This window comes from Pseudomonas sp. MF09150 (assembly GCF_059862355.1).
The window spans coordinates 535437-557923 of the sequence record NZ_JCBCUS010000002.1; the positions used below are offsets into that span (position 1 = coordinate 535437).

At 63.4% G+C, this 22487-nt stretch carries 22 protein-coding genes; 14 read left to right on the top strand and 8 right to left on the bottom strand.

From position 1 onward, the window contains the following. Positions 1–97: 97 nt before the first annotated feature. The 7 genes from rfbB to AC19YX_RS11920 are packed head-to-tail and all read left to right on the top strand — an operon-like array spanning position 98 to position 7213. Entirely contained in the window at positions 98–1180 is a 1083-nt protein-coding gene (gene rfbB / locus AC19YX_RS11890) for a dTDP-glucose 4,6-dehydratase (RefSeq protein WP_500606311.1), read from the top strand. Then, positions 1177–2052: a glucose-1-phosphate thymidylyltransferase RfbA gene (rfbA, locus tag AC19YX_RS11895; protein WP_500606312.1), complete on the top strand. Its 876-nt coding sequence runs from the start codon at positions 1177–1179 to the stop codon at positions 2050–2052. The genes rfbB and rfbA overlap by 4 nt, the downstream gene beginning before the upstream one ends. Continuing rightward, positions 2049–2594, top strand: coding sequence for a dTDP-4-dehydrorhamnose 3,5-epimerase (gene rfbC / locus AC19YX_RS11900; protein WP_078469303.1), 546 nt, complete (start codon positions 2049–2051; stop codon positions 2592–2594). Before rfbA ends, rfbC begins: the two co-directional genes overlap by 4 nt. Continuing rightward, complete coding sequence (rfbD, locus tag AC19YX_RS11905; RefSeq protein WP_500606313.1) at positions 2591–3472, top strand: dTDP-4-dehydrorhamnose reductase; 882 nt, start codon at positions 2591–2593, stop codon at positions 3470–3472. The genes rfbC and rfbD overlap by 4 nt, the downstream gene beginning before the upstream one ends. A 35-nt stretch (positions 3473–3507) precedes the next feature. After that, positions 3508–5316 carry a sensor histidine kinase gene (locus tag AC19YX_RS11910; RefSeq protein ID WP_078469301.1) on the top strand — a complete coding sequence of 603 codons (1809 nt, stop codon included), beginning with the start codon at positions 3508–3510 and terminating at the stop codon, positions 5314–5316. After that, the gene (locus tag AC19YX_RS11915; RefSeq protein WP_020299834.1) at positions 5313–6713 is read left to right on the top strand and encodes a sigma-54-dependent transcriptional regulator; all 1401 of its coding nucleotides are present in this window, start codon (positions 5313–5315) and stop codon (positions 6711–6713) included. Before AC19YX_RS11910 ends, AC19YX_RS11915 begins: the two co-directional genes overlap by 4 nt. A 44-nt stretch (positions 6714–6757) precedes the next feature. Then, on the top strand, positions 6758–7213 hold the full coding sequence (locus AC19YX_RS11920; protein ID WP_500606314.1) for a thioesterase domain-containing protein: 456 nt from the start codon (positions 6758–6760) through the stop codon (positions 7211–7213). A gap of 18 nt (positions 7214–7231) precedes the next feature. On the opposite strand, the gene cysQ is transcribed toward AC19YX_RS11920, so the two are convergent. Further along, a complete protein-coding gene (gene cysQ, locus AC19YX_RS11925; RefSeq protein WP_500606380.1) occupies positions 7232–8059 on the bottom strand; it encodes a 3'(2'),5'-bisphosphate nucleotidase CysQ in 828 nt (275 codons plus the stop codon). 11 nt (positions 8060–8070) lie between these two features. After that, the gene (gene nudE, locus AC19YX_RS11930; protein ID WP_020299831.1) at positions 8071–8637 is read right to left on the bottom strand and encodes an ADP compounds hydrolase NudE; all 567 of its coding nucleotides are present in this window, start codon (positions 8635–8637) and stop codon (positions 8071–8073) included. Positions 8638–8726: 89 nt separating this feature from the next. Between nudE and yrfG the strand changes: the two genes are divergently transcribed. Next, positions 8727–9389, top strand: coding sequence for a GMP/IMP nucleotidase (yrfG, locus tag AC19YX_RS11935; protein WP_020299830.1), 663 nt, complete (start codon positions 8727–8729; stop codon positions 9387–9389). Positions 9390–9497: 108 nt separating this feature from the next. Here the strand turns inward: yrfG and lysM are convergent, their stop codons facing one another. Continuing rightward, positions 9498–9938 carry a peptidoglycan-binding protein LysM gene (gene lysM, locus AC19YX_RS11940; RefSeq protein ID WP_020299829.1) on the bottom strand — a complete coding sequence of 147 codons (441 nt, stop codon included), beginning with the start codon at positions 9936–9938 and terminating at the stop codon, positions 9498–9500. 138 nt (positions 9939–10076) lie between these two features. On the opposite strand from lysM, the gene AC19YX_RS11945 reads away from it, so the two are divergent. From AC19YX_RS11945 to AC19YX_RS11960, 4 genes are all read left to right on the top strand, one after another. Beyond that, a complete protein-coding gene (locus AC19YX_RS11945) occupies positions 10077–10964 on the top strand; it encodes a LysR family transcriptional regulator (protein ID WP_201128972.1) in 888 nt (295 codons plus the stop codon). A 94-nt stretch (positions 10965–11058) separates the two neighbouring features. Continuing rightward, positions 11059–11898, top strand: coding sequence for a formate dehydrogenase accessory sulfurtransferase FdhD (gene fdhD, locus AC19YX_RS11950; protein ID WP_078469296.1), 840 nt, complete (start codon positions 11059–11061; stop codon positions 11896–11898). Next, positions 11895–14243: an FdhF/YdeP family oxidoreductase gene (locus tag AC19YX_RS11955; protein WP_201128970.1), complete on the top strand. Its 2349-nt coding sequence runs from the start codon at positions 11895–11897 to the stop codon at positions 14241–14243. Before fdhD ends, AC19YX_RS11955 begins: the two co-directional genes overlap by 4 nt. A 254-nt stretch (positions 14244–14497) precedes the next feature. Then, a complete protein-coding gene (locus AC19YX_RS11960) occupies positions 14498–14971 on the top strand; it encodes a glycine zipper domain-containing protein (RefSeq protein WP_020299825.1) in 474 nt (157 codons plus the stop codon). A gap of 67 nt (positions 14972–15038) precedes the next feature. On the opposite strand, the gene AC19YX_RS11965 is transcribed toward AC19YX_RS11960, so the two are convergent. The 5 genes from AC19YX_RS11965 to AC19YX_RS11985 all read right to left on the bottom strand — a co-directional run bounded on the left by AC19YX_RS11965 (position 15039) and on the right by AC19YX_RS11985 (position 21553). Continuing rightward, a complete protein-coding gene (locus AC19YX_RS11965; RefSeq protein WP_078469294.1) occupies positions 15039–15482 on the bottom strand; it encodes an acyl-CoA thioesterase in 444 nt (147 codons plus the stop codon). A 167-nt stretch (positions 15483–15649) separates the two neighbouring features. Continuing rightward, the gene (locus AC19YX_RS11970) at positions 15650–16876 is read right to left on the bottom strand and encodes a 3-hydroxyacyl-CoA dehydrogenase (protein WP_500606315.1); all 1227 of its coding nucleotides are present in this window, start codon (positions 16874–16876) and stop codon (positions 15650–15652) included. Between the two features lie 129 nt (positions 16877–17005). After that, positions 17006–18940: a RecQ family ATP-dependent DNA helicase gene (locus AC19YX_RS11975; protein WP_500606316.1), complete on the bottom strand. Its 1935-nt coding sequence runs from the start codon at positions 18938–18940 to the stop codon at positions 17006–17008. Between the two features lie 240 nt (positions 18941–19180). Next, positions 19181–20311 carry a polysaccharide deacetylase family protein gene (locus AC19YX_RS11980; RefSeq protein WP_500606317.1) on the bottom strand — a complete coding sequence of 377 codons (1131 nt, stop codon included), beginning with the start codon at positions 20309–20311 and terminating at the stop codon, positions 19181–19183. A gap of 66 nt (positions 20312–20377) precedes the next feature. After that, a complete protein-coding gene (locus AC19YX_RS11985) occupies positions 20378–21553 on the bottom strand; it encodes a tetratricopeptide repeat protein (protein ID WP_500606318.1) in 1176 nt (391 codons plus the stop codon). 207 nt (positions 21554–21760) lie between these two features. On the opposite strand from AC19YX_RS11985, the gene AC19YX_RS11990 reads away from it, so the two are divergent. Together AC19YX_RS11990 and AC19YX_RS11995 are read left to right on the top strand one after the other, a co-directional pair. Beyond that, complete coding sequence (locus AC19YX_RS11990; RefSeq protein WP_201128952.1) at positions 21761–22045, top strand: hypothetical protein; 285 nt, start codon at positions 21761–21763, stop codon at positions 22043–22045. 2 nt (positions 22046–22047) lie between these two features. Next, entirely contained in the window at positions 22048–22407 is a 360-nt protein-coding gene (locus AC19YX_RS11995) for a DUF1493 family protein (RefSeq protein ID WP_078469288.1), read from the top strand. The last annotated feature ends 80 nt before the right edge of the window (positions 22408–22487 follow it).

A 22487-nucleotide genomic window follows, 5' to 3' on the forward strand; every position in this document is an offset into this window, starting at 1 on the left:
GGACCGCCCATGGCCCTTGCACCGCGTGGGCTATGCCGACAAGCTATGCTGCTTCCGTTTGCATCAACGACCGACTTAAGGAAACAGGCTACCCAACATGCGCATTCTCGTTACCGGCGGAGCCGGTTTTATTGGGTCGGCGCTGGTCCGCCACTTGATCGAGCACACCGAACACGAAGTGCTCAACCTGGACAAACTGACCTACGCCGGCAATCTCGAGTCGCTGCACAGTGTTGCCAGTAACAGCCGCTACGAATTCGTCAAAACCGACATCATCGACCAGGCCACCGTCAGTGCCGTCCTGGCACGCTTCCAGCCCCATGCCATCATGCACCTGGCTGCTGAGTCCCACGTCGACCGCTCCATTGACGGCCCCTCGGATTTTATCCAGACCAATATCGTCGGCACCTACAGCCTGCTGGAAGCCAGCCGCGCCTATTGGCAGGGCCTGCCGGTGGCGGAGAGAAGCGCCTTTCGCTTTCACCATATCTCCACCGATGAGGTTTACGGCGACCTGCATGGGGTCGATGACCTGTTCACCGAAACCACGCCCTATGCCCCCAGCTCGCCCTACTCCGCCAGCAAGGCTGCGTCCGACCACTTGGTCCGCGCCTGGCACCGCACCTACGGCCTGCCGGTGCTGATCACCAATTGCTCGAACAACTACGGCCCGTTCCACTTCCCGGAAAAGCTGATTCCACTGGTGATCCTCAATGCCCTCGCGGGCAAGCCGCTGCCGGTCTACGGCAATGGCCTGCAAGTGCGCGACTGGCTGTTTGTCGAAGACCACGCCCGCGCCCTGTTCGAAGTGGTGACCCAAGGTGTGGTCGGCGAGACCTACAACATCGGCGGCCATAACGAACAGACCAACATCGACGTGGTGCGCGGCATCTGCGCCCTGCTCGAAGAGCTGGCGCCGCACAAACCGGCCGGGGTCAAGCAGTTCGCCGACCTCATCACCTTCGTCCAGGACCGCCCCGGACACGACCTGCGCTACGCCATCGACGCCAGCAAGATCGAACGCGAGCTGGGTTGGGTTCCCGAGGAAACCTTTGCCAGCGGCCTGCGCAAGACCGTGCAGTGGTACCTGGCAAACCTCGAATGGTGCCAGCACGTCCAGGACGGCAGCTACCAGGGCCAACGATTGGGCTTCACCGACACCAAGGATCTGATTGCATGATGAAGGGCATTGTTCTGGCAGGCGGTTCAGGCACGCGCCTGCACCCGATCACCCTCGGCGTTTCGAAGCAACTGCTGCCGGTCTACGACAAACCGATGATCTACTACCCGATCTCGGTGCTGATGCTCGCGGGGATCAAGGACATCCTGCTGATTTCCACCCCCCAGGACCTGCCGCAGTACCGCAACCTGCTGGGTGATGGCAGCCAGTTCGGGGTGCGCTTCAGCTACGCCGAGCAGCCTTCGCCGGACGGTCTGGCCCAGGCCTTTCTGATTGGCGAAGCGTTTATTGGCAAGGACCCGGTGTGCCTGATCCTGGGTGACAACATTTTTCATGGTCAGCATTTCACCGAGAAACTGCAGGCCGCAGCCGAAAAATCGTTGGGAGCTACCGTATTTGGATATTGGGTCAAGGACCCACAACGTTTTGGTGTTATCGATTTCGATGAGAACGGCAACGCGCTGTCGATTGAAGAGAAACCAGAAACGCCCAAATCCAGTTACGCAGTGACCGGGCTGTACTTTTACGACAACTCTGTCATCCAGATAGCTAAAACGATCCAACCCTCGGCCCGTGGCGAGTTGGAAATTACCGACATCAATAATGCGTACCTGCAACGGGGTGATCTTCGTGTGGAACGTTTCGGCAGGGGGTTTGCCTGGCTCGATACTGGCACTCACGATAGCCTGCTCGAGGCGTCGCAATACGTGCAGACCATCGAACACCGACAGGGTCTAAAGGTCGCCTGCCTCGAAGAAATTGCCTACAACCAAGGCTGGATTGACCGCACACTACTGCTCGAACGAGCTCAATACTTCGGCAAGACCGGCTACGGCCAATACCTCTTCACCCTTGCCGGAGAAGAACGATGAACGTCATCCCTACCGACCTTCCTGGCGTATTGATCCTTGAGCCCAAGGTCTTTGGCGATGAGCGCGGTTTCTTCTACGAAAGCTTCAATGCCAGGGCCTTCCAGGAAGCCACCGGGCTGGATACCCAGTTCGTGCAGGACAATCACTCCCGCTCACAGCAAGGGGTACTGCGCGGCTTGCATTACCAGCTGGAAAATACCCAAGGCAAACTGGTGCGCGTCACCGTGGGTGAAGTACTCGATGTGGCGGTGGATATCCGTCGCAGCTCGGCGCATTTCGGGCAGTGGGTAGCGGTGCGGCTGTCCGCCGATAACCATCGCCAGCTATGGGTACCCGAAGGCTTCGCCCACGGCTTCGTCGTCCTCAGCGACTTCGCCGAGTTCCTCTACAAGACCACCGATTACTACACCCCGTCCGCCGAGCGCTGCATTCGCTGGGATGACCCGGACCTGGCCATCGACTGGCAACTCACGGGCACGCCGACCCTCTCGGCCAAGGATCAGGCCGGCAAGCGCCTGAACGAGGCCGACCTGTTTCCATGAGCACGCCCATGAAGATCCTTATCAGCGGCCAGCATGGCCAGGTGTCCCGCGAGCTGCAGCAGCGCCTCAAGGGCTTGGGCGAGCTGATCGTACTGGGTCGCGACCAGCTCGACCTGGCGCACCCGGAGCAGATCCGCCGCCAGGTCCAGGCCATCGCCCCGCAGCTGATCATCAACGCTGCCGCCCACACCGCGGTGGACCAGGCGCAAAGCGAACCCGAGCTGGCCTTTGCCATCAACGCCACGGCACCCGGCATCTTCGCCGAAGAGGCCCGGGCCCTGGGCATCCCGTTGATTCACTACTCCACCGATTATGTGTTCGATGGCAGCAAGGCCACGCCCTATACCGAGGACGACGTGCCCAATCCGCTTGGGGTCTACGGCCAGAGCAAACTGGCCGGGGAGCGCGCGATCGGCGCAGTCGGCGGCCAACACCTGATCCTGCGCACCAGCTGGGTCTACTCCAGCCACGGCAAGAACTTCCTGCTGACCATGCAGCGCCTGATGCAGGAAAAACCCCTGCTGCGGGTGGTCGCCGATCAGATCGGTGCGCCAACCTGGGCCGGAACCATCGCCCACAGCACCCGCCTGCTGATCGAGCGCTGGCAGGCCGGGACGGCGGGTGCCTGGGGCACTTATCACCTGAGCGCTGCAGGCCACACCTCGTGGTTCGGCTTTGCCGAGGCGATCGCCACGCACCTGCGGGACCAAGGCAAGGCCTGCGCCGCACTGGAGGCGATTCCCTCCAGCGACTACCCGACTCCGGCACCACGGCCGCTGAACTCGCGCCTGGACTGCAGCCGCCTGGAACGCGAGTGGGGCGTGACCCAGCCCGACTGGCAAGCTGCATTGCGCGAGTGTCTTGCCGAGCTGGGCTAGGCATAATGCGCCTGTATCCACAGGCGCCGACCCTCATGACTCCACCCCTCCCCCGCAGACCCCGTTGGCGCAGCCTGGCGTTGCTGGCCCTGTGCCTGGCGCCGCTGCTGTGGCCGTTGGAGCATTTGGCCGAGCGCTATTACCGCAGTGAATTGGTAGGACAGAACCGCCAGACCCTCGATCTGTACGTGGCCAACCTGCTCGGCACCCTGCATCGCTACGAAGTGCTGCCGCAGATCCTGGGCGACCTGCCCGCCCTGCGCTCGGTGCTCGATGCCCCGGATGATGGCGTCACCCAAGGCAATGCCAACCGCCTGCTGAAAAACATCAGTGCCCAGACCGGCGCCGAAGTCATGTACTTGATGGACACCAACGGCAAGACCCTGGCCGCCTCCAACTGGGACAAGCACGACAGCTTTGTCGGGCGCAATTTTTCCTTCCGTCCGTATTTCAGCGAAGCCATGGCCGGGCGCCTCGGGCGTTTCTTCGGCCTTGGGACCACCTCGGCCAAGCGTGGTTACTTCTTCGCCGCAGCGGTGCACGACGGCGAGCGGATCATCGGCGTGCTGGTGATCAAGGTCGATCTCGACCACACCGAAAGTCTGTGGGGCAAAACCCCGGAACAACTGCTGGTGACCGACCACAACGGTGTGGTGATCCTGACCTCGCGCCCCGAGTGGCGCTTCCGTGCCACCCGGCCCCTGAGCGATGCGGAGCGCCAGGCGATCAGCGCCATCCAGCCCTACCCGACTCGCGAACCCAGGCCCCTGAAGCTCAACGCCAATGCCTGGCTGACCCAGACCGTGCAGATCGATGAAACCGGCTGGAGCGTGAGCATCCTCGCTCCGCAGACCCTGGTGGCGCGCCCGGTACGCACGGTGGTGGCGGTGGGCGGTGCTGCGCTGCTGGTGTTGATGCTGCTGCTGGGGCTGATGATGCAGCGCCGCCGCCACTACCTGGAGCGCATTGCCTTCGAGGCCAAGGCGCGCCGCGAGCTGGAAATGCGCGTAGCCGAGCGCACCAGTGATCTGGAAGGCCTCAACCGCCGGCTCAAGCAGGAAGTGCTGGAGCGGGAAACCGCGCAGCAGGAATTGGTGCGGGCCCAGGACGACCTGGTCCAGGCCGGCAAGCTCTCGGCCCTGGGTACCATGTCGGCGAGCATCAGCCACGAGCTCAATCAACCCCTGGCGGCGATCCGCAGCTACGCGGAAAACGCCGAGGTGCTGCTCGATCACCAGCGCACCGAAGACGCCCGCGGCAACCTGAAGTTGATCAGCGAGCTGACCGGGCGCATGGCCTCGATCATCGCCCACCTGCGAGCCTTTGCCCGCCGCGACCGCCATGCACCGGAAAGCGTGGCCCTGCAACCGGCGCTGGACGATGCCCTGGCCTTGCTGGCCAAGCGCCGCAGAGCGATGGAGGTCGAGCTGATTCGCGACCTGCCGGCCGCCACGCTGTGGGTCGAAGCCGGGGAGACCCGCCTGCGCCAGGTACTGGGCAACCTGCTGGCCAATGCCCTCGATGCCCTGACCGAAAAAGGCCCGCCGCGCAAATTGTGGTTGAGTGCCGAATCCACCGAGAGCGGCGTCAATCTGTACATTCGCGACAATGGCCCAGGCTTTTGCATGGAAGCCCTGGGCCGCGCCGGCGAGCCGTTCTACACCACCAAGACCCGGACCCAGGGCCTTGGCCTGGGCCTGGCGATCTGTGACACCCTGATGCGCGCCTTTGGCGGTGAGCTGTCGTTCGCCAACCACCGCGAAGGCGGCGCCCTGATCACCCTGCGACTGCGCGCCGGCGCACCGGGTGTGAGCCTGCAACCGTCCGAGGACCGCAGTGTATGAGTACCCCCATCGACCACCAGGTGCAGGTGGTGTTGATCGACGACGATCCCCATCTGCGCCAGGCCTTGAGCCAGACCCTGGACCTGGCCGGGCTGCAGATCCTGCCGCTGGCCGAGGCCCGCGGGCTGGCCGCGCGCCTGGAGCGCGACTGGCCGGGCGTGGTGGTCAGCGACATCCGCATGCCGGGCATGGATGGCCTGGAGCTGCTGGCCGAACTCCATGGCCAGGACCCGGAGCTGCCGGTGCTGCTGATTACCGGTCACGGCGATGTGCCGCTGGCAGTGCAGGCCATGCGCGCCGGGGCCTATGACTTCCTGGAAAAACCGTTCGCCAGCGATGCCCTGCTCGACAGCGTGCGCCGCGCCCTGGCCTTGCGCCGGCTGGTGCTGGACAACCGCAGCCTGCGCCTGGCCCTGAGTGATCGCCAGCAACTGAGCACGCGCCTGGTCGGGCACTCGGCGCCGATGCTGCGCCTGCGCGAACAGATCGGCGCCTTGGCGGCGACCCGGGCCGACGTGCTGATCCTCGGCGAAACCGGGGCGGGCAAGGAGGTGGTGGCGCGAGCACTGCACGACCTGTCGAACCGGCGCAACGGCCCGTTCGTGGCGATCAATGCCGGGGCCCTGGCGGAATCGGTGGTGGAAAGCGAACTGTTCGGCCATGAACCCGGGGCCTTCACCGGTGCGCAAAAGCGCCGCATCGGCAAGTTCGAGTTCGCCAATGGCGGCACGCTGTTTCTCGATGAAATCGAAAGCATGAGCCTGGATGTACAGGTCAAGCTGCTGCGCATGTTGCAGGAGCGGGTGGTGGAGCGCCTGGGGGGCAATCAGCTGATCCCGCTGGACATCCGGATCATCGCCGCGACCAAGGAAGACTTGCGCCAGGCCGCCGATCAGGGGCGCTTTCGCGCCGACCTGTACTACCGGCTCAACGTCGCGCCGCTGCGCATTCCGCCGCTGCGCGAGCGGGGCGAAGATGCGCTGATGCTGTTCCAGCATTTCGCTGACGAAGCCAGCACCCGCCACGGCCTGCCACTTCATGAGCTGCAACCCGGGCAACGGGCGTTGCTGCTGCGCCACACCTGGCCGGGCAACGTGCGCGAACTGCAGAACGCCGCCGAACGCTTTGCCCTGGGCCTGGAACTGGCCCTGGACAACAGCGCCCCGGACGGCAGTGCGCAGCCGGCCCCGACCCTGGTCGAGGGCGGGTTGAGCGAGCAGGTGGAGAACTTCGAAAAGAGCCTGATCGCCGCCGAAATGAGCCGCGCTCACAGCTCGGTGCGCAGCCTGGCCGAGGCCTTGGGCATCCCGCGCAAGACCCTGCACGACAAGCTGCGCAAACACGGCCTGAGCTTCGCCGACAGTGGCGCCAGCACCGGCAGCGACGAGCTCGATTGAACAGCGCCCACCCCTTCCCACCTTTCAAGCCAGAGGGCCCCTGCATGAACAGCGACAGTCGTTACCTGGAATCCGTGCTCCATCACGACATCCCGCTCACCCGGGACATGGGGCTCAAGGTGCTCGACTGGCAGGCGCGGCAACTGCGCCTGTCACTGCCGCTGGCGGCCAACGTCAACCACAAGAGCACCATGTTCGGCGGCAGCCTGTATTGCGGTGCGGTGCTGGTGGGCTGGGGCTGGCTGCACCTGCGGCTCAAGGAAGAAGGGATCGAGGACGGGCACATCGTGATCCAGGAAGGCCAGATCAGTTATCCGCTGCCCGTGACCCGCGACGCCACGGCCATCTGCACCGCGCCCAGCGATGCGCAGTGGACGAAATTCCTGCGCACCTATGAACGTCACGGGCGGGCGCGGCTGAGCCTGGAGACGCGGATCGTCAATGAGGGAAGCGATGCCGACGCGGTGCGCTTTACCGGGCAGTACGTGCTGCACCGCTGAGCGCCGCAACGGCGACCATCAGCTGCGCGCCAACTCCAGCAGCTTCTGGCGCCAGGTCGCCTTGGCCGGCAACGCCAGGAAAAACTCGTTGAGCAGCGATTCACGCGCCGGGTAGCAAAACGGTGCGCCACTCAAGTCCAGCACTTCACCACCGGCACCCTCAAGCACGCCCTGGGCGGCGGCAGTGTCCCATTGCGAGGTCGGGGCCAGTCGGGGGTAACAATCGGCGGCGCCTTCGGCCAGCAGGCAGAATTTCAGCGAGCTGCCGATATTCGCCAGTTGCAGTTCGCCCAGGCTGGCGCTGAGCCCGGCCAGCAGGCGCTCCTGCTCCGGGCTGGAATGACGCCGGCTGGCGACCACGGTGAAGGCCTGACCGGCACCCGGCGCTTCGCGCACCTGGATCGGCACCGGCGCCTGGCCAAGGTCGGCGCGCCAGGCGCCCAGGCCGGCACCGCCGCAGTAGCTGCGACCGTTGATCGGCATCGTGACCACGCCAAACACCACGCGACCCTGTTCGATGAGGGCGATGTTGACGGTGAACTCTTCGCTGCCGGAAATGAATTCCTTGGTGCCATCCAGCGGGTCAACCAGCCACCAGCGCTGCCAGCCGGCGCGCACCGCCTGCGGAATGTTCGCGTCCTCTTCGGACAATACCGGGATGCTAGGGTCCAGCGCGGTCAGGCCGGCCAGGATCAGATGGTGCGCAGCCAGGTCCGCGGCGGTCACCGGCGAGTCGTCGGTTTTTTGCGTCACCGCCACATCGGCGCGCCAGAACGGCAGAATTGCCTCGCCAGCCTGCAAGGCCAACTCGATCACCGGAGCCAGCAACGGGTGGGGAAAGGTCATCGACGCCTGACTCATGCCGGAAACACTCCGCGCTGGGTCAGCAGGTCACGGGCCAGGTACAGCGCCGCCAAGGCACGGCCCTCGGTGAAGTTGGGGTTCTGGGCCAGGCCAGAGAGTTCACGCAGGTTGATCTTGTCCACGCCCATCGGCTCGGGCTCGTCGCCTTCCAGGCTTTCTTCGTAGAGGTCGGTGGCCAGCACCACCTGGATCTTCTGGCTCATGTAACCGGGCGACAAGGACAACTCGGTCAGGTGCTCCAGCTGCCGTGCGCCATACCCGGCTTCCTCCTTGAGTTCCCGCTCGGCCGCGGCCAGCACATCCTCGCCCGGCTCGATCAGGCCCTTGGGCAACGACAGTTCATAAGCGTCGGTACCGCCGCAGTATTCTTCCACCAGCACTGCGTGCTCGGCGTCGAGCATCGCCACGATCATCACCGCGCCATAACCGGCGCCTTTGCCCACCAGGCGTTCATAGGTACGTTCCACGCCATTGGAAAAGCGCAACTGCACTTCTTCGACACAAAACAGACGGCTGGTGGCGACGATCTCGCGGGCGAGTACAGTGGGTTTCTGGCGCATGAAGGGCTCCTTGGCGTGAACGCGCTACTATAACGCGGCTTTCCCGATAGTTTGTGTCGGATATCTTTCTACCGCTCGAGACGTTTCCCATGCCTTCACTGCCCTGGCGCGATATCGACACCGTTCTGCTGGATATGGACGGCACCCTGCTCGATCTGCATTACGACAACCACTTCTGGATGGAGCACCTGCCCCAGCGCTACGCCGAGCTGCACGGAGTCAGCCGGGCCATGGCCGAGATGGAGCTGCAGCCCCTGTTCGAGAACAACGCCGGCCAGTTGAAGTGGTACTGCCTGGACTTCTGGAGCGCCGAACTAAAGCTGCCGGTGCGCGAACTGAAGCTGGAAACCGCGCACCTGATCGCCCTGCGTCCTGACGCCGACACCTTCCTGGCCGCCATCAAACAGGCCGGTAAACGTGTGGTACTGATCACCAACGCCCACCGCGACTCGCTGTCGCTGAAGCTGGAGCGGATCGAACTGGCGCCTTACTTCGAACGCCTGATCAGTTCCCATGACTACGGTTTCGCCAAGGAAAACCCGCAGTTCTGGGATGCCTTGCAGGCCGATATCGGCTTTGACCCGAGCCGCAGCCTGTTTATCGACGACACCCTGCCGATCCTGCGCAGCGCGCGGGACTTCGGTGTGGCTCATCTGTTGGCAGTGCGTGAACCGGACAGCCGCAAAGGGCCGAAAGACACCGCGGAATTCGCGGCGGTGGGAGATTATCGAGACTTGATCGAGGGCCTGTAGAGAGGCCCGGAATCAGGTGGTGGATGTCAGGACCAGCGCAACCTGCATCAGCGGCGAGACACTGTAGCCGCTGCCGCAGGATGCGCTGGCCCTGTCAGGCACCCACCATCACTCGGGAATTCGCAGTACCTGACCCGGATAGATCTTGTCCGGATGGGACAGCAGCGGCTTGTTGGCCTCAAAGATCTTGTTGTACTTGTTCGCGTCGCCGTACTGCACCTTGGCAATCGCACTCAGGGTGTCGCCCTTCTTCACGGTGACAAACACCGCCGCCACCGCCACCGGCCCGGTTACGGTGATCTGGTCGTCGACACTGCCGACGCCGGCGATATTGCCCACGGCCAGCAGGATTTTTTCTTTCTCTTCCTGGCTCGCGACCTCACCGGTCACCGTGACCTTGTCGCCGTCGACGCTGGCCTGCACATTCGGATTGCCCAGGCCGACCTTGGCAATGTGTTCCTTCAACTGCTCGCTCGCATTGGCGTTACCCGGCGTCAACAGATCAATAAGCTTTTCGCCTGCTTCTTTCACAAAGCTAAAAATACTCATGGTGCACACTCCTTGGGTTATGGGGTCCAGACGCGAAAGACTAGACCAGCATCGGCAAATGAGGTTCAAAAACGACCAGTGACCCAGTGCCGCACAAGCAGGCTAGAATCGGCACCTTCCCGGCGCCCTGGAGCGAAGATGGACATCAAGCAGCTGAAATTCCTCATCGCCCTCGATGAAACCCGGCATTTCGGCCAGGCCGCCGCCCGTTGCCATATCACCCAGCCGACCCTGTCCATGCGCCTGCGCAGCCTGGAAGAAGAGCTGGAACTGCCGCTGGTCAATCGCGGCCAGCGCTTCGAAGGTTTTACTGCCCCGGGCGAACGGGTGCTGGCCTGGGCACGCACCGTGCTGGCGGCCTACGACGGGCTGCAGGCGGAAGCTGCCGCCTGTCGCGGTAACCTGGTCGGCACCCTGCGCCTGGGGGTGGTGCCGCTGTCGAGCTTCGACCCGCAGCACTTGATGCAGGCCCTGCACCAGCAGCACCCGAACTTGCGTTTCGAGCTCTCGGCCTTGAGTTCCGAGCAGATCCTCGAACAACTGGCGAGCAACCGCCTGGACCTCGGCGTGTCCTACCTGGAGCGCCTGGACACCGAGCGTTTCGATTCCCTGGCCCTGGGCGAGACCCGCATGGGCTTGCTCTACGATCAACGGTTTTTCAGTTTCGGCGAGCAGCCCCTGAGCTGGGAGGCGCTGATCGAACTGCCCCTGGGCATGCTCACCAGCGGCATGCATTTTCGCCAATCCATCGACCACAACTTCCACAGCCGAGGCCTCAGTCCGCAACCGCTGTTGCAGACCGATGCAGTTCATCAGTTGGTGCAAATGGTCCATGGCGGTTTCTGCTGCGCGGTGATGCCGTTGGAAGGCGGCCTGGAGACCCTCACCGAGCACTTGCGCCTGCAACCCATCGAAGGCGCCCAGACCCTGGCGCGGCTGGGTTTGATCATGCGTCGCAGCGCTCCACGCTCAGCCTTGGCGGAGGCCTGTTTCGCGCTTTACCAGAAATCGTCCAAACCCTCTTGATCGACGCCATCTATCAACACATCAGTACTAGCAATTAGACGTGACACTTTGCCGCGCTTAGTCTTGGCGTTGAATACTCCGCTGGTATTGCCCCATGACCGCCAAGCGCCCGACCCGCGCGACGCCAGCCCTAGAAACGCCCGCGCCCGCCGCCAGTCAGAACTACAGCTACAGCAACCTTGAACACTGCGAATCGGACAGCACCGCGCTGGCCGAGGAAGTCGCGCTGGCGATCGCCTACAACGGCATCAGCCAGGCGGTGATGCTCGTGACCCCGTCGAACCTGGAAGACTTTATCGTCGGCTTCAGCCTGGGCAGCGGCATCATCAGCGACGCGACCGAGATCTATGACCTGCAACTGAGCGGTTCGGGCTCGGCGCAGTACGCGCAAGTGGAAATCGCCAACCGCGCGTTCTGGAACCTCAAGCAGCAACGTCGTCAGTTGGCTGGCACCAGCGGCTGCGGCCTGTGCGGCGTCGAGGCCGTGGAACAGGCTCTGCCCGACCTCAAGGTATTGCCCGGCGCCCCTTTGCCACCGGCGGCATGGCTTGACGGCCTGCGACAGCGAATCGGCAGCTTCCAGCCTCTGGGCCAGCATTGCGGCGCGGTGCACGCGGCGGTGTTCATGAACCACCAGGGGGAGTTGCTGCTGGGCCGGGAAGACATCGGCCGACACAACGCCCTGGACAAGCTGATCGGCGCACTGATCCGCCAGGACATCCCCACGGCCGGCGGCGTGGCCATTGTCACCAGCCGTTGCAGCCTGGAGCTGATCCAGAAAGTCCTGCGCGCGGGCATCCAGACCCTGGTCAGCCTGTCGGCTCCCACCGGCCTGGCCGTGCAATGGGCGCGCCGGCACAACCTCAACCTCATCCACCTGCCGCAGAAAAGTGCGCCGCGGGTCTATAGCCCCGCGATGGAGAACCAAGCGTGAGCAACCACAACCAAGCCGACCAGACCCCAACCCCGCGCTACAAGCCTTACAAAGGCGCAGCAGGCGGCTGGGGAGCGCTGATCAGCGTGGCCCAGGCCTGGCTGACCAGCGACAACGCGCTGAAGAACCTGCGCATGATGCTCAAGACCAACCAGAACGGCGGCTTCGACTGCCCCGGCTGCGCCTGGGGCGACTCGCCGGAAAGCGGCATGGTCAAGTTCTGCGAAAACGGCGCCAAGGCGGTCAACTGGGAAGCCACCAAACGCCGCGTGGATGGGGCGTTCTTCGCCAAGCACAGCGTTACCTCGCTGCTGGAACAGAGCGACTACTGGCTCGAATACCAGGGCCGCCTCACCGAACCTCTGAGCTACGACGCCGCCAGCGACCGCTACCAGCCCATCAGCTGGGAAGCCGCGTTCGCCTTGATCGGCCAGCATTTGCAGGCGCTGCCGAGCCCGGACATGGCCGAGTTCTACACCTCGGGCCGGGCCAGCAACGAAGCGGCGTACCTGTACCAGCTGTTTGTGCGCGCCTATGGCACCAACAACTTCCCCGATTGCTCGAACATGTGCCACGAAGCCAGCGGCGTGGCCCTGGCGCAAAGCGTCGGCGTCGGCAAAGGCACGGTGACCTTCGACGATTTCGAACACGCGGATGCGATTTTCGTCTGGGGCCAGAACCCCGGCACCAACCACCCGCGCATGCTCGAACCGCTGCGTGAAGCGGTGAAGCGCGGTGCCCAGGTGGTGTGCGTCAACCCGCTGAAAGAGCGCGGCCTGGAACGCTTCCAGCATCCGCAGCATCCGCTGGAAATGCTCACCAACGGTGACAAGCCCACCAACACCGCCTACTTCCGCCCGGCCCTGGGTGGCGACATGGCAGTGGTGCGCGGCATGGCCAAGTTCCTGCTGCTGTGGGAACGCGAGGCGCAGAAAGCCGGCAGCCCGTCGGTGTTCGACCACGACTTCCTCAATGAACACACCGCCAGCGTGCTCGAGTACCTGGGGGTGATCGATGACACCTCGTGGGAGCAGATCGTCGAGCAGTCCGGCCTGACCCTGGTCGAGATCGAGCAAGCGGCGCGTATGTACGCCAAGGGCAAGAACGTGATCATGTGCTGGGCCATGGGCATCACCCAGCATCGCCATTCCGTGGCGACCATCCAGGAAATCGCCAACCTGATGCTGCTGCGCGGCAATATCGGGCGTCCAGGCGCCGGCCTGTGCCCGGTGCGCGGCCACAGTAACGTGCAGGGCGACCGCACCATGGGCATCAACGAACGGCCTCCGGTGGCGTTTCTCGACGCCCTGGAGCGACGCTTCCAGTTCAAGGTGCCACGCAGCGACGGGCACAACGTGGTCGAGGCGATCCACGCCATGGCCGAAGGCCGCTCGAAGGTCTTTATCGCCCTGGGCGGCAACTTCGCCCAGGCCACCCCGGACAGCCCGCGGACCTTCCAGGCCCTGAGCAACTGCGACCTCACGGTGCAGATCAGCACCAAGCTCAACCGCAGCCACCTGGCCCATGGCAAACAGGCCCTGATCCTGCCGTGCCTGGGTCGTACCGACATCGACCTGCAGAGCGAAGGTCCGCAGGCAGTGACTGTGGAAGACTCGTTCAGCATGGTGCACGCCTCCAACGGCCAGTTGCAGCCGCTGTCGCAACAGATGCGCTCGGAGCCGTGGATCATCGCCGGCATCGCCGCCGCAGCCCTGGGCAGCCGCCCGGTGGACTGGAACTGGCTGGTGGCCGACTACGGGCGCATCCGCGACCTGATCGCCGACACCATCCCAGGCTTCAAGGACTTCAACCAGCGCCTGCAAAACCCGGGGGGCTTCTACCTGGGCAACTCGGCTGGCGCGCGGCGCTGGAGCACTGCGTCCGGTCGCGCCAACTTCCGCGCCAACGTGCTGCCCAAGGACCTGGTGCACGAACGCACCCGAGCCACCGGGCAGGTACCGGACCTGATCATGCAGTCCATGCGCTCCCACGATCAGTACAACACCACGATCTATGGCCTGGACGACCGCTATCGCGGGGTCAAGGGCCAGCGCGACGTGCTGTTCGTCAACGAAGCGGACATTATCCGCCTGGGCTTCAAGCCGGGGCAGAAGGCCGACATCGTGTCGATCTGGGACGACGGCCGCGAACGTCGGGTCAAGGGCTTCACCCTGCTGGCCTTCGATATTCCGGCTGGCCAGGCTGCGGCTTACTACCCGGAGGTCAACCCGCTGGTGCCGCTGGAAAGCACCGGCGACGGCAGCCATACGCCGACCTCGAAGTTCGTGGCGATTCGCCTGGAAGCCGCCAGTGACAGCGGGTTGATCCTGGCCAAGTCGGCGTAAATCGATGGCTGCCCCGGCCCCATCACGATGGGGCCGGGCCTCTCGCCCGGGCTTTTCCAGCGCGCAAAAAAAAGCCGCCTTTGTGCAAAAGCGGCCTGTCCGAAGTAGCTAAAGACCCGTCAAAACGACTTAAGTTCCCTAGCTAAAACAATAACTTACGAGATTGTGTACAACTCGTGCTATTCGTCGGATTTTGATTGTAAGCCTCCAGACACAGCCTCAGGATCGCGCCGTCATCCCTTTGAGGTTCCTCTATGAAGTTTTCCTCGATTCTCTTGTTGTCCCTTGGCCTGGTCAGCGGCTTCGCCTCTGCCGGAGGCACCACTGAAGCAGGTGTGGGCGGCGCATTGGGCGGGGTTCTGGGCTCGGTGGTCGGTCAGTCGATCGGCGGCAATACCGGCTCGGCCATCGGCGCAGCATTGGGCGGCGCGGGCGGCAGTGCGGTGGGTGCCGACAAACGCAGCCGTGGCCAGGCAGCCATTGGTGGCGCCTTGGGCGCAGCGGGCGGCAACGTGGTCGGGCGCAGCATGGGTGGCAACACCGGCAGCCTGATCGGCGCAGCGGCAGGCGGTGGTGCCGGCGGCGCGCTGGGCAACTACATGGGCAATGAAAGTGCGCGCGACGATCGCGAGTACCGTGGCCGCGACAACCGCCGCTACTACCGTGACGATCACCGCGGTCGCGGCCATGCATATGGCCACCGTAAACATCGCCATCACCGCGACTGATCAACGCGGCTCAGGCCTGCGCCCGAACGCAGGCTCTGCACACCTCGCCGGAGCCCTGGACCGCGACTTAGCGGATCGGCTCCAGCACCAGACGCTCCAACGCTTCGCGTAATCCGGCCGGCAGCGCCACCGGCCGGTTTGACGCGCGCTCTACAAACACATGCACAAAGCGCCCGGCAGCACAGGCATCCTCCTCCCCCGCCTTGAATACCGCCAACTCGTACTGCACCGAACTGTTGCCCAGCTTGCCGACCCGCAGGCCGATTTCAATACGCTCGGGAAAGGCGATCGAGGCGAAGTAGTCGCAGGCGGAACTCACCACAAACCCCACCACTTCACCGTCATGGATATCCAGCCCACCCTCTTCGATCAGGTAGGTGTTTACCGCCGTGTCGAAGAAGCTGTAGTAGGTGACGTTATTCACATGCCCATACACATCGTTGTCGTGCCAACGGGTGATGATCGGCTGAAAGTGGCGATAGTCGCTGCGTTGCGGCATCCGCTCGGTCATAAGGCTCTCTCACAATCCAGGTAGGTGCGGGTTGGCCCGCGAGGTCGATCCATTGATCGCGCGGGATGCCGCCAATGGTTGTTCCCTTGGCAGATCCCGCAGCGCAGCCTCGCACAATTTGCCGCGCAGCCCAAAGGGACAGGGCCGCCAGCAAACATCAATAGCGCCTAGCGTTCGGCAAACCCTTTACCGGCTTGCGCCAGCTCAGTGAGCAAGCGTGCCGGCTGCCAGTGTTCGCCCAACTCGGCCTCAAGCCGCAGCAAACGCTGGTGCACAGCCGCCAGCCCTTGCCGATCGGCCCAGCTCATCGGGCCGCCCTGGTCCTTGGGGAAGCCATAGCCATTGAGATAAACCAGGTCGATGTCGTGGGCCGACTCGGCAATGCCTTCCTCGAGGATCTTCGCCCCCTCGTTGACCAGGGCCAGCAGGCAGCGTTCAAGAATCTCCTCGGGGCCGATCGGCCGGCGCTGATAGCCCAGGTCTTCGCTGACCTGCTGCACCAGGGCATCCACCTCCAGGTCGTACTCCGCCTGACGGCTGCCGGGCTCGTAGTGGTAATAGCCGTTCCCGCTCTTTTGGCCGAAGCGCCCCAGCTCGCACAGACGATTATCGACCTGCACCTCGGGTTGATCCTGGCCGACGCCGTCCAGCTGCCGGGCCCGCCAGCCCAGGTCGATACCCACCACGTCGTACATGCGAAATGGCCCCATGGCGAAACCGAAGCCTTGCAGGGCCGCATCCACCTGGTAGGGAAAAGCGCCCTCGAGCAGCATCTTGCGCGCCTCCAGCACGTAGGTATTGAGCATGCGGTTGCCGATAAAACCGAAACAATTCCCCGCCACCACACTGACTTTACCCATGCGTCGGCCCAGGGCCAGGGCCGCCTCGAGCACCTCGGGCGCGGTCCGCGCGCCGCGCACCACTTCGAGCAGCTTCATGATGTGCGCCGGGCTGAAGAAGTGCAGGCCCAGCACCTGCTGCGGACGCTGGGTGACGGCAGCGATGGCGTCGATATCCAGGGCCGACGTGTTGCTGGCCAGGATCGCTTCGGGCTTGAGCAGGGCATCGAGTTGGCGAAAGATCTGTTGCTTGAGCTCAAGGTTCTCGTAGACCGCCTCGATCACCAGGTCGACCTCACGGATCGCCGGATAGTCCGCAGCGGCGCTGACCCTTGCGATACGCGCGTCGGCTTCGGCCTGCTCGATCCGCCCCTGGCGCACGTTGTGCGCGTAGGTCTCGGCCACGGCCAGCAGCGCCTGCTCCAGCATCTGCGGGTTGTTGTCCACCCACTGCACCCGCACCCCGGCATTGGCCAGGCACATTACGATTCCGCGGCCCATGGTGCCCGCGCCAATCACGGCGGCGTGCTGAATATCGACGGCTGTCTGGCTCATATTGGCTCTCTTGTTGGCGATGCGAAGACAGCCCACACCATAGTCAGGCACCGGGTATTTTTGAAATTTATTCCTGTGATGAGCGCCATTCAGCAGATGGATGCAGCAGCGGCTGCAATCCCCCGAACCTCAAGCGCGCAGATGGCTGTCGGCCCAGTCCCGCACCTCGGCGTAGGGGTAATCCTCAAGCGCCGCAAATCCGGGAATCGCCCGCGCCTTGAGCTTGGTGAACAGCGGCACACTGATGCCGCACAGAAACCGCGTCAGGCGCTCGGCACCCGGCAAGCGCTCGGTGTGCTGCTGATGCCTGTGGATAAAGGGCTCGCACAACTGGGCAAAGTTTTTATCCACAAGCGCAGGCAAATCAGGCGGCGCCGGCAGACGCGCCACCTGGCCATGGCACACCGAACAATGCCCGCAACGACGCGGCGCGTTATCGTCGCCAAAGTACTGCGCCAGGCGGTAACCCAGGCACTGCTCGGTGCCGAACAGATCGAGCATGGCGTGGATCCGCGCAATCTCGGCGCCCTCATGCCGGGTGAAATACCCGTGCAATTGCGCACTCAGTTCTGCCGCGTCGAAGTCGGTTTGCAGCAGGCTGTAGACCTCGGTCATTTGCTTGCTTTCCAGCTCGACCCAACCGCGCTCCTGGAAATAATCCAGGGCCTTGACCACGCGGCTGCGCTCGGCCTGATGCTGCAGGTACAGCGCATCGAAATTGACCGTGGCCCAGGTGCGGGCGCGGCTTGAGGTCTGGATGATGGCCTCGACGAAATCCCGCCGTTCGCCCTCAAACCGCGCCAGCAGGGCTTGCGGCTCCAGCAGGAACTTGAAGCGGTACTCGGCAAAATACGCATAACGCGGCGCAATCAAGCCGCGCAGCTCCAGTTGCACCAACAGGGTCTTGAGTGGCAGCTGGCGAATATTGCTCTGATCCGCCAGCGGCCCCAGCAGAAACTCCCATTGCCCATCCGGCGCTGCGGCCTGGAGTTCGTCCAGCACACAGCGGATGCCATCCAGTTCCGGGGTGTCGCCGTAGACGAAGTTCTCCAGCACATTGAGGCTGTCGCGGTTGGCCAGCACCAGGCAATCCGAGGGCTGCCCATCGCGCCCGGCGCGGCCGATTTCCTGGCTGTAGTTCTCGATGGATTTGGGCAGGTCGAAATGCACCACATTGCGGATGTCGCTCTTGTCGATACCCATGCCGAAGGCGATGGTGGCGACGATGCAATTGGACTGACCGCCCATGAACTGACGCTGGATCGCCTCCCGCTGCTCATGGGGCAAGCCGGCGTGATACGCCTGGGCCTGGATGCCGTGCTGGCTCAGGTGTTGGGCAATCTGCTCGGCGGTTTTCTGCAGGGTGACATAGACGATGCTCGGCTGCCCGGGGCGTTCGCCCATCCACTGCACCAGGCGCCGGCGTTTGTCCTGCCCACGCACCGGTTCTACCAGCAGGTTGAGGTTGGGCCGGTAGAAACCGGTGGTGACCACATCCTGCGGGGCGATGGCGAACTTGGCCTGCATGTCGGCGATCACCTTGGGGGTCGCGGTGGCGGTCAGCAACAAGGCCTGGGGGATGTTGAACTGACGCTGGTAGTCCGGCAGCTTCAGGTAGTCCGGGCGGAAGTTGTGCCCCCATTCGGAGATGCAGTGCGCCTCGTCCACCACCAGCAACGAGATCGGCACCTGTTGCAGGAAATTCCGGAAGCGCTCGTTCTTCAGGCGCTCCACGGAAATCATCAGAATCTTCAGCTCGCCGGAACGCGCGCGGGCCATGACGGCGTTGGCGTCGTCGCGGCTCTGGGCGGAATCGATGCTGGCTGCGGCGATGCCGTGGCGTTGCAGGAACGCGAGCTGATCCTGCATCAGCGCCAGCAACGGCGAAACCACCAGGGTCAGGTGCGGCAGCAGCAGGGCCGGCAGTTGATAACACAGGGACTTGCCGGAACCGGTGGGGAAAATCGCCGCCGCCGAACGCCCGCCCAGCACCGCACTGACCGCCGCCTCCTGGCCCGGGCGAAACTGTGGATAACCAAAGACCTGTTCGAGGGTGTTGTGCATAAGCTGTCACTCCATTGACCGCTGACATGCCTTGAAGCCTAGCGTGGCCCGTCAGCAGGTCGAGAAAAGGTCGAGAGGAAAGGGATACCGGATGATACAGGCACACGGCTAAATCGGTGGCCGCCACCTTGACCGCTGCCGCCAGGCTGCGCTGGCCCTGGGCCACGACCAAGATTCACCTGACACCCCCCGGCGCCCAAGCCGGCCAGAGCAACCTTGCAGGCTCGGCAGCGACGACAATCAGCGGCCCATGCGGCAATCCACCCATTGCACGCCATTGCCCCGATTGGTGTCGAACAGCGCGGGCAAGGCCTTGGCGGCTTTGTCATGGGTGTCGTGAAACAGGATCACGCCGCTGCGCCACAGCAGCATCAAGGTCTGCACCCGCTGGCTCGCCGCACGGCTATCAACGGCCTTGCTCCAGTCCTGGGAGTCAATGTTCCACAGCATCAACTGCACGCCCTGGGCCTTGAAGAACGCAGCGCTGTCGCTGCGACGCTGGCCATAGGGCGGGCGAAACAGCGGCTGGTACTCCTCGGTCAAGGCGGCACTGACCAGGCCTGCCGATCGGGTAATCGAACCCTGCCAATCGCGCCAGGAGCTGTGGGATTTGTGCTCCCAGCCATGTAGGCCAACGCATTGATCGCTGTAAAGATTGCGCATGTCGTCCGCCGATGACTGCTCAAGACGCTTCTGAAATGGCGCGCCCAACACGAAGAAAAAAGCATGCACATCCTCGGCCCGCACCACATCCAACAGGCGGTCGGTCGACCCGCTCCGCGCCGTCGGACCATCGTCAAACGTCAGCAGAAATTGGCGGTCACCCAGTTCATCGCCAAGGATTTCAGCTTCGGAGAAGCGTTCAATCTCACTGCTGACCATCGGGAACAACGCCGCCAGCCGCAGTTGCTCACGCAGGTATTGCTGGTGAAAACCCAGGCTCGCCTCAGCCCAGGCGCCATAGGTGGCTTTGCTCTGGCCGGTGAAGCCGGCCACCAGTTGGCGGAACTCCCCCAGGTTGCGCACCCTCAGGCAGAACGCCTCACCCTCACACTGCTGGCTGGCGAGGCGGAAGTTGTTCAGCAGCCGCTGCCAGAAACGCTCACGCACCCGATTCACCGCAGCCAGGTCGATGCGCTTGACACCCAGCTGTTGCTGCAGCGCCTTTTCATCCAGTGCTTCGCTGGCCAATAACGCCTTGGCGAACATCAGAATCTCGGCCCGGGAGGCGGTGTCAAATCCGTTAACGCTGCTCAGGGTAGTTGGCCAGCCGCTGCGGTCGATGGTGGCAAAAACCGAGGGACCTGCAGCACAAGTCACACCAGGAACCAGAAAAAACGCAGACAGAAAAAGGAAACGTCTTAACCCCATAACAACCTCTTTAAATACACAACGCGCCAAGGTAGGCGCGTTGTGGGTAGTACTCCGTCAGGAAGCTCAGAGTTTTCTGACCCGTTCAATGGCTTGGTCATACACCGGACTGGCTTTCTGCTCACGGGCCTTCTGATACAGGGCCAGGGCATCGGCAAACCGTCCGGCGGCCTCATAGATAGACGCCGAGTTGTAATAGGCGCTGGCACGTACAGTGGCCGCCGTCGCGCCGCTGGCCAGGGCGATGGCCTGGTTGTCGGCCTCGAGGGCCCTGGACAGCTCGCCGAGCTTGCGGTGGGTCAGCCCGAGGTTGCTGTACGCCTGGGCGTAAGCCGGGTCCTGCTCGATGGCCTGGCGAAAGAAGTCACGTGAGCGCAGCACATCACCGGCCTTGTAGGTCGCTTCGCCCTGTTCATTCAGGGTTTTCGCATCGCCCTGAGGCACCGCTCCAACCTCCAGGCTGCTCACCGCGACCTTGTCGTCCAGCAACACCTCGACCTCGCTCATGGCGTCGGCAGGTTCGCCACGCACTTCGCCGAGGCGATTGATGTCCTGCAGCTCGCTGTTACCGGTAATGCGGAACACCGTCCACAGATTGCCGACGCGCTGGCGTGGCACCTTGTAGGTGCGCAGCAGGGTTTTACCCAGGTACAGCTGCACCTTGGCCTGACTCAGGGAAAGCTGGTGGGCGCGCGCGGTAGTGCCGTGAGTGAAGTCATGCACGGCATAGATGTAACTGTCGCCGGCATGCTTTTTTTCCAGGGTGATGACTTCCGGGCCATGACCCGGTTTGTCAGCCCCTTCCAGCAAAGTGTCGGGCCCCTTAAGTGTCTCGAAGTACAGGTTCTTGCCGGGATAGATCAGGCGCGCATCCAGATCCAGCCCATCGGCCTCCCAGGTCAGCACGATCCGCAGGCCATCGAAGTTCTGCTTTACCGGCAACATGGCGTAGGTTTTGCCATTGCACGGGCAAGGAGCCTCGATCACCACGAGTCCATGCTTTTTCAGGGTCAGGGTGGTGCTCGAGTCGTCCGCCATTTCGGTGTTGAGGCTGAACCGGCCTGAGCCATCGGTCAGCCCGCCAGCGACCTGCTGCCGTGCGGGAAGCAACTGCAGTTGGACCTCGGCCAGCGTCTGCTGGCGGTCCAAGCCATCAACCACTTCAATCGTCCAGGGCAATGCCTGCACCGAACACGCCACCAGCCAGAGCGACAACCACCACGCCATGCGAAACCTGCGCATACCCACATCCCTTTACGTATTAACCGCCATAGGCTGACAGCCCCCGGCCATTTGGCGCGCACGATACACAGATTATCCGCACACTGCTTGAGGAACCTCTCCTGCCACAGAGGCAGGTACTTCCTACTCCCGAGTCTGGCATCATCCTCCTTCACCGAATCCTGCAGTGATCACACCCCTGCACCACAACCTTGGTAAGCAATGCCCATGAGCAAGCTGCAACACCTGTTCGCCGAAGCCAGGCAAGGGCTCAGCGTCATGCAGTCCATCAGCGACGAAAAATGGCGAGCCCTTGCCACCCAATGTGGCGCGGCGGAAAGAGCAGAAGTCAGACAGCGCATCCACTCGCTGAAGGCCATGAGCCTGGAGGCCGACGAAGGCGATGAGGAACAACGGGACGACATCCGTTGTGCCATCGACAGCCTCAACCTGCTGCTGAACCTGTCCGAAGCCCATGAGCGGGCCACCGGCTCTTCTCACAAGGACTCTTAGGCATGCACCTGGCCCCGCACTTCCCCGATGACCCGGCCATGCGCCAGCTCATGCAGTTGCTGCACGAAGAACTTGGCCTGCCCGAGCGCAAGACCATCAGCCTCGATACCGCCATCAACTTCGACCTGGGTTGCGACGGCGCGGATGCCGAACAGCTGATGCTGGCGCTGGAAGAACTGTTCGTCATCGAGTTCGTCGACTACGACGCCTATCGCTACTTCCAGCCCGAAGGCTTCGACGTTTTCCTCAAGCGCCGGGCCAAGGGCCGGGGCGACAAACTGCCGCTGACCATCGGCATGCTGTACCGAGCCATCAAGGCACAGCGTTGGGACACACAGACGCTGGAAAGCCGCCAGCACTGAACCAGAGCAGAACCCGGACCTGTTGCAGGGTTGATCTGCGCCTCGTTTCCAGCGCCGTTCTGCTGGGCGTCGAAGCCTGG

Excerpts from the sequence above, each read along its gene's own strand:
- AC19YX_RS11980 (WP_500606317.1), bottom strand. The coding sequence starts at position 20,311 with ATGGGGTTAAGACGTTTCCTTTTTCTGTCTGCGTTTTTTCTGGTTCCT.
- rfbA (WP_500606312.1), top strand. The coding sequence starts at position 1,177 with ATGATGAAGGGCATTGTTCTGGCAGGCGGTTCAGGCACGCGCCTGCAC.
- fdhD (WP_078469296.1), top strand. The coding sequence starts at position 11,059 with ATGACCGCCAAGCGCCCGACCCGCGCGACGCCAGCCCTAGAAACGCCC.
- AC19YX_RS11975 (WP_500606316.1), bottom strand. The coding sequence starts at position 18,940 with ATGCACAACACCCTCGAACAGGTCTTTGGTTATCCACAGTTTCGCCCG.
- rfbD (WP_500606313.1), top strand. The coding sequence starts at position 2,591 with ATGAGCACGCCCATGAAGATCCTTATCAGCGGCCAGCATGGCCAGGTG.
- AC19YX_RS11960 (WP_020299825.1), top strand. The coding sequence starts at position 14,498 with ATGAAGTTTTCCTCGATTCTCTTGTTGTCCCTTGGCCTGGTCAGCGGC.
- AC19YX_RS11990 (WP_201128952.1), top strand. The coding sequence starts at position 21,761 with ATGAGCAAGCTGCAACACCTGTTCGCCGAAGCCAGGCAAGGGCTCAGC.
- AC19YX_RS11945 (WP_201128972.1), top strand. The coding sequence starts at position 10,077 with ATGGACATCAAGCAGCTGAAATTCCTCATCGCCCTCGATGAAACCCGG.
- AC19YX_RS11915 (WP_020299834.1), top strand. The coding sequence starts at position 5,313 with ATGAGTACCCCCATCGACCACCAGGTGCAGGTGGTGTTGATCGACGAC.
- AC19YX_RS11910 (WP_078469301.1), top strand. The coding sequence starts at position 3,508 with ATGACTCCACCCCTCCCCCGCAGACCCCGTTGGCGCAGCCTGGCGTTG.
- cysQ (WP_500606380.1), bottom strand. The coding sequence starts at position 8,059 with ATGACCTTTCCCCACCCGTTGCTGGCTCCGGTGATCGAGTTGGCCTTG.
- AC19YX_RS11920 (WP_500606314.1), top strand. The coding sequence starts at position 6,758 with ATGAACAGCGACAGTCGTTACCTGGAATCCGTGCTCCATCACGACATC.
- AC19YX_RS11985 (WP_500606318.1), bottom strand. The coding sequence starts at position 21,553 with ATGCGCAGGTTTCGCATGGCGTGGTGGTTGTCGCTCTGGCTGGTGGCG.
- lysM (WP_020299829.1), bottom strand. The coding sequence starts at position 9,938 with ATGAGTATTTTTAGCTTTGTGAAAGAAGCAGGCGAAAAGCTTATTGAT.
- nudE (WP_020299831.1), bottom strand. The coding sequence starts at position 8,637 with ATGCGCCAGAAACCCACTGTACTCGCCCGCGAGATCGTCGCCACCAGC.
- AC19YX_RS11995 (WP_078469288.1), top strand. The coding sequence starts at position 22,048 with ATGCACCTGGCCCCGCACTTCCCCGATGACCCGGCCATGCGCCAGCTC.
- rfbC (WP_078469303.1), top strand. The coding sequence starts at position 2,049 with ATGAACGTCATCCCTACCGACCTTCCTGGCGTATTGATCCTTGAGCCC.
- AC19YX_RS11965 (WP_078469294.1), bottom strand. The coding sequence starts at position 15,482 with ATGACCGAGCGGATGCCGCAACGCAGCGACTATCGCCACTTTCAGCCG.
- rfbB (WP_500606311.1), top strand. The coding sequence starts at position 98 with ATGCGCATTCTCGTTACCGGCGGAGCCGGTTTTATTGGGTCGGCGCTG.
- yrfG (WP_020299830.1), top strand. The coding sequence starts at position 8,727 with ATGCCTTCACTGCCCTGGCGCGATATCGACACCGTTCTGCTGGATATG.
- AC19YX_RS11970 (WP_500606315.1), bottom strand. The coding sequence starts at position 16,876 with ATGAGCCAGACAGCCGTCGATATTCAGCACGCCGCCGTGATTGGCGCG.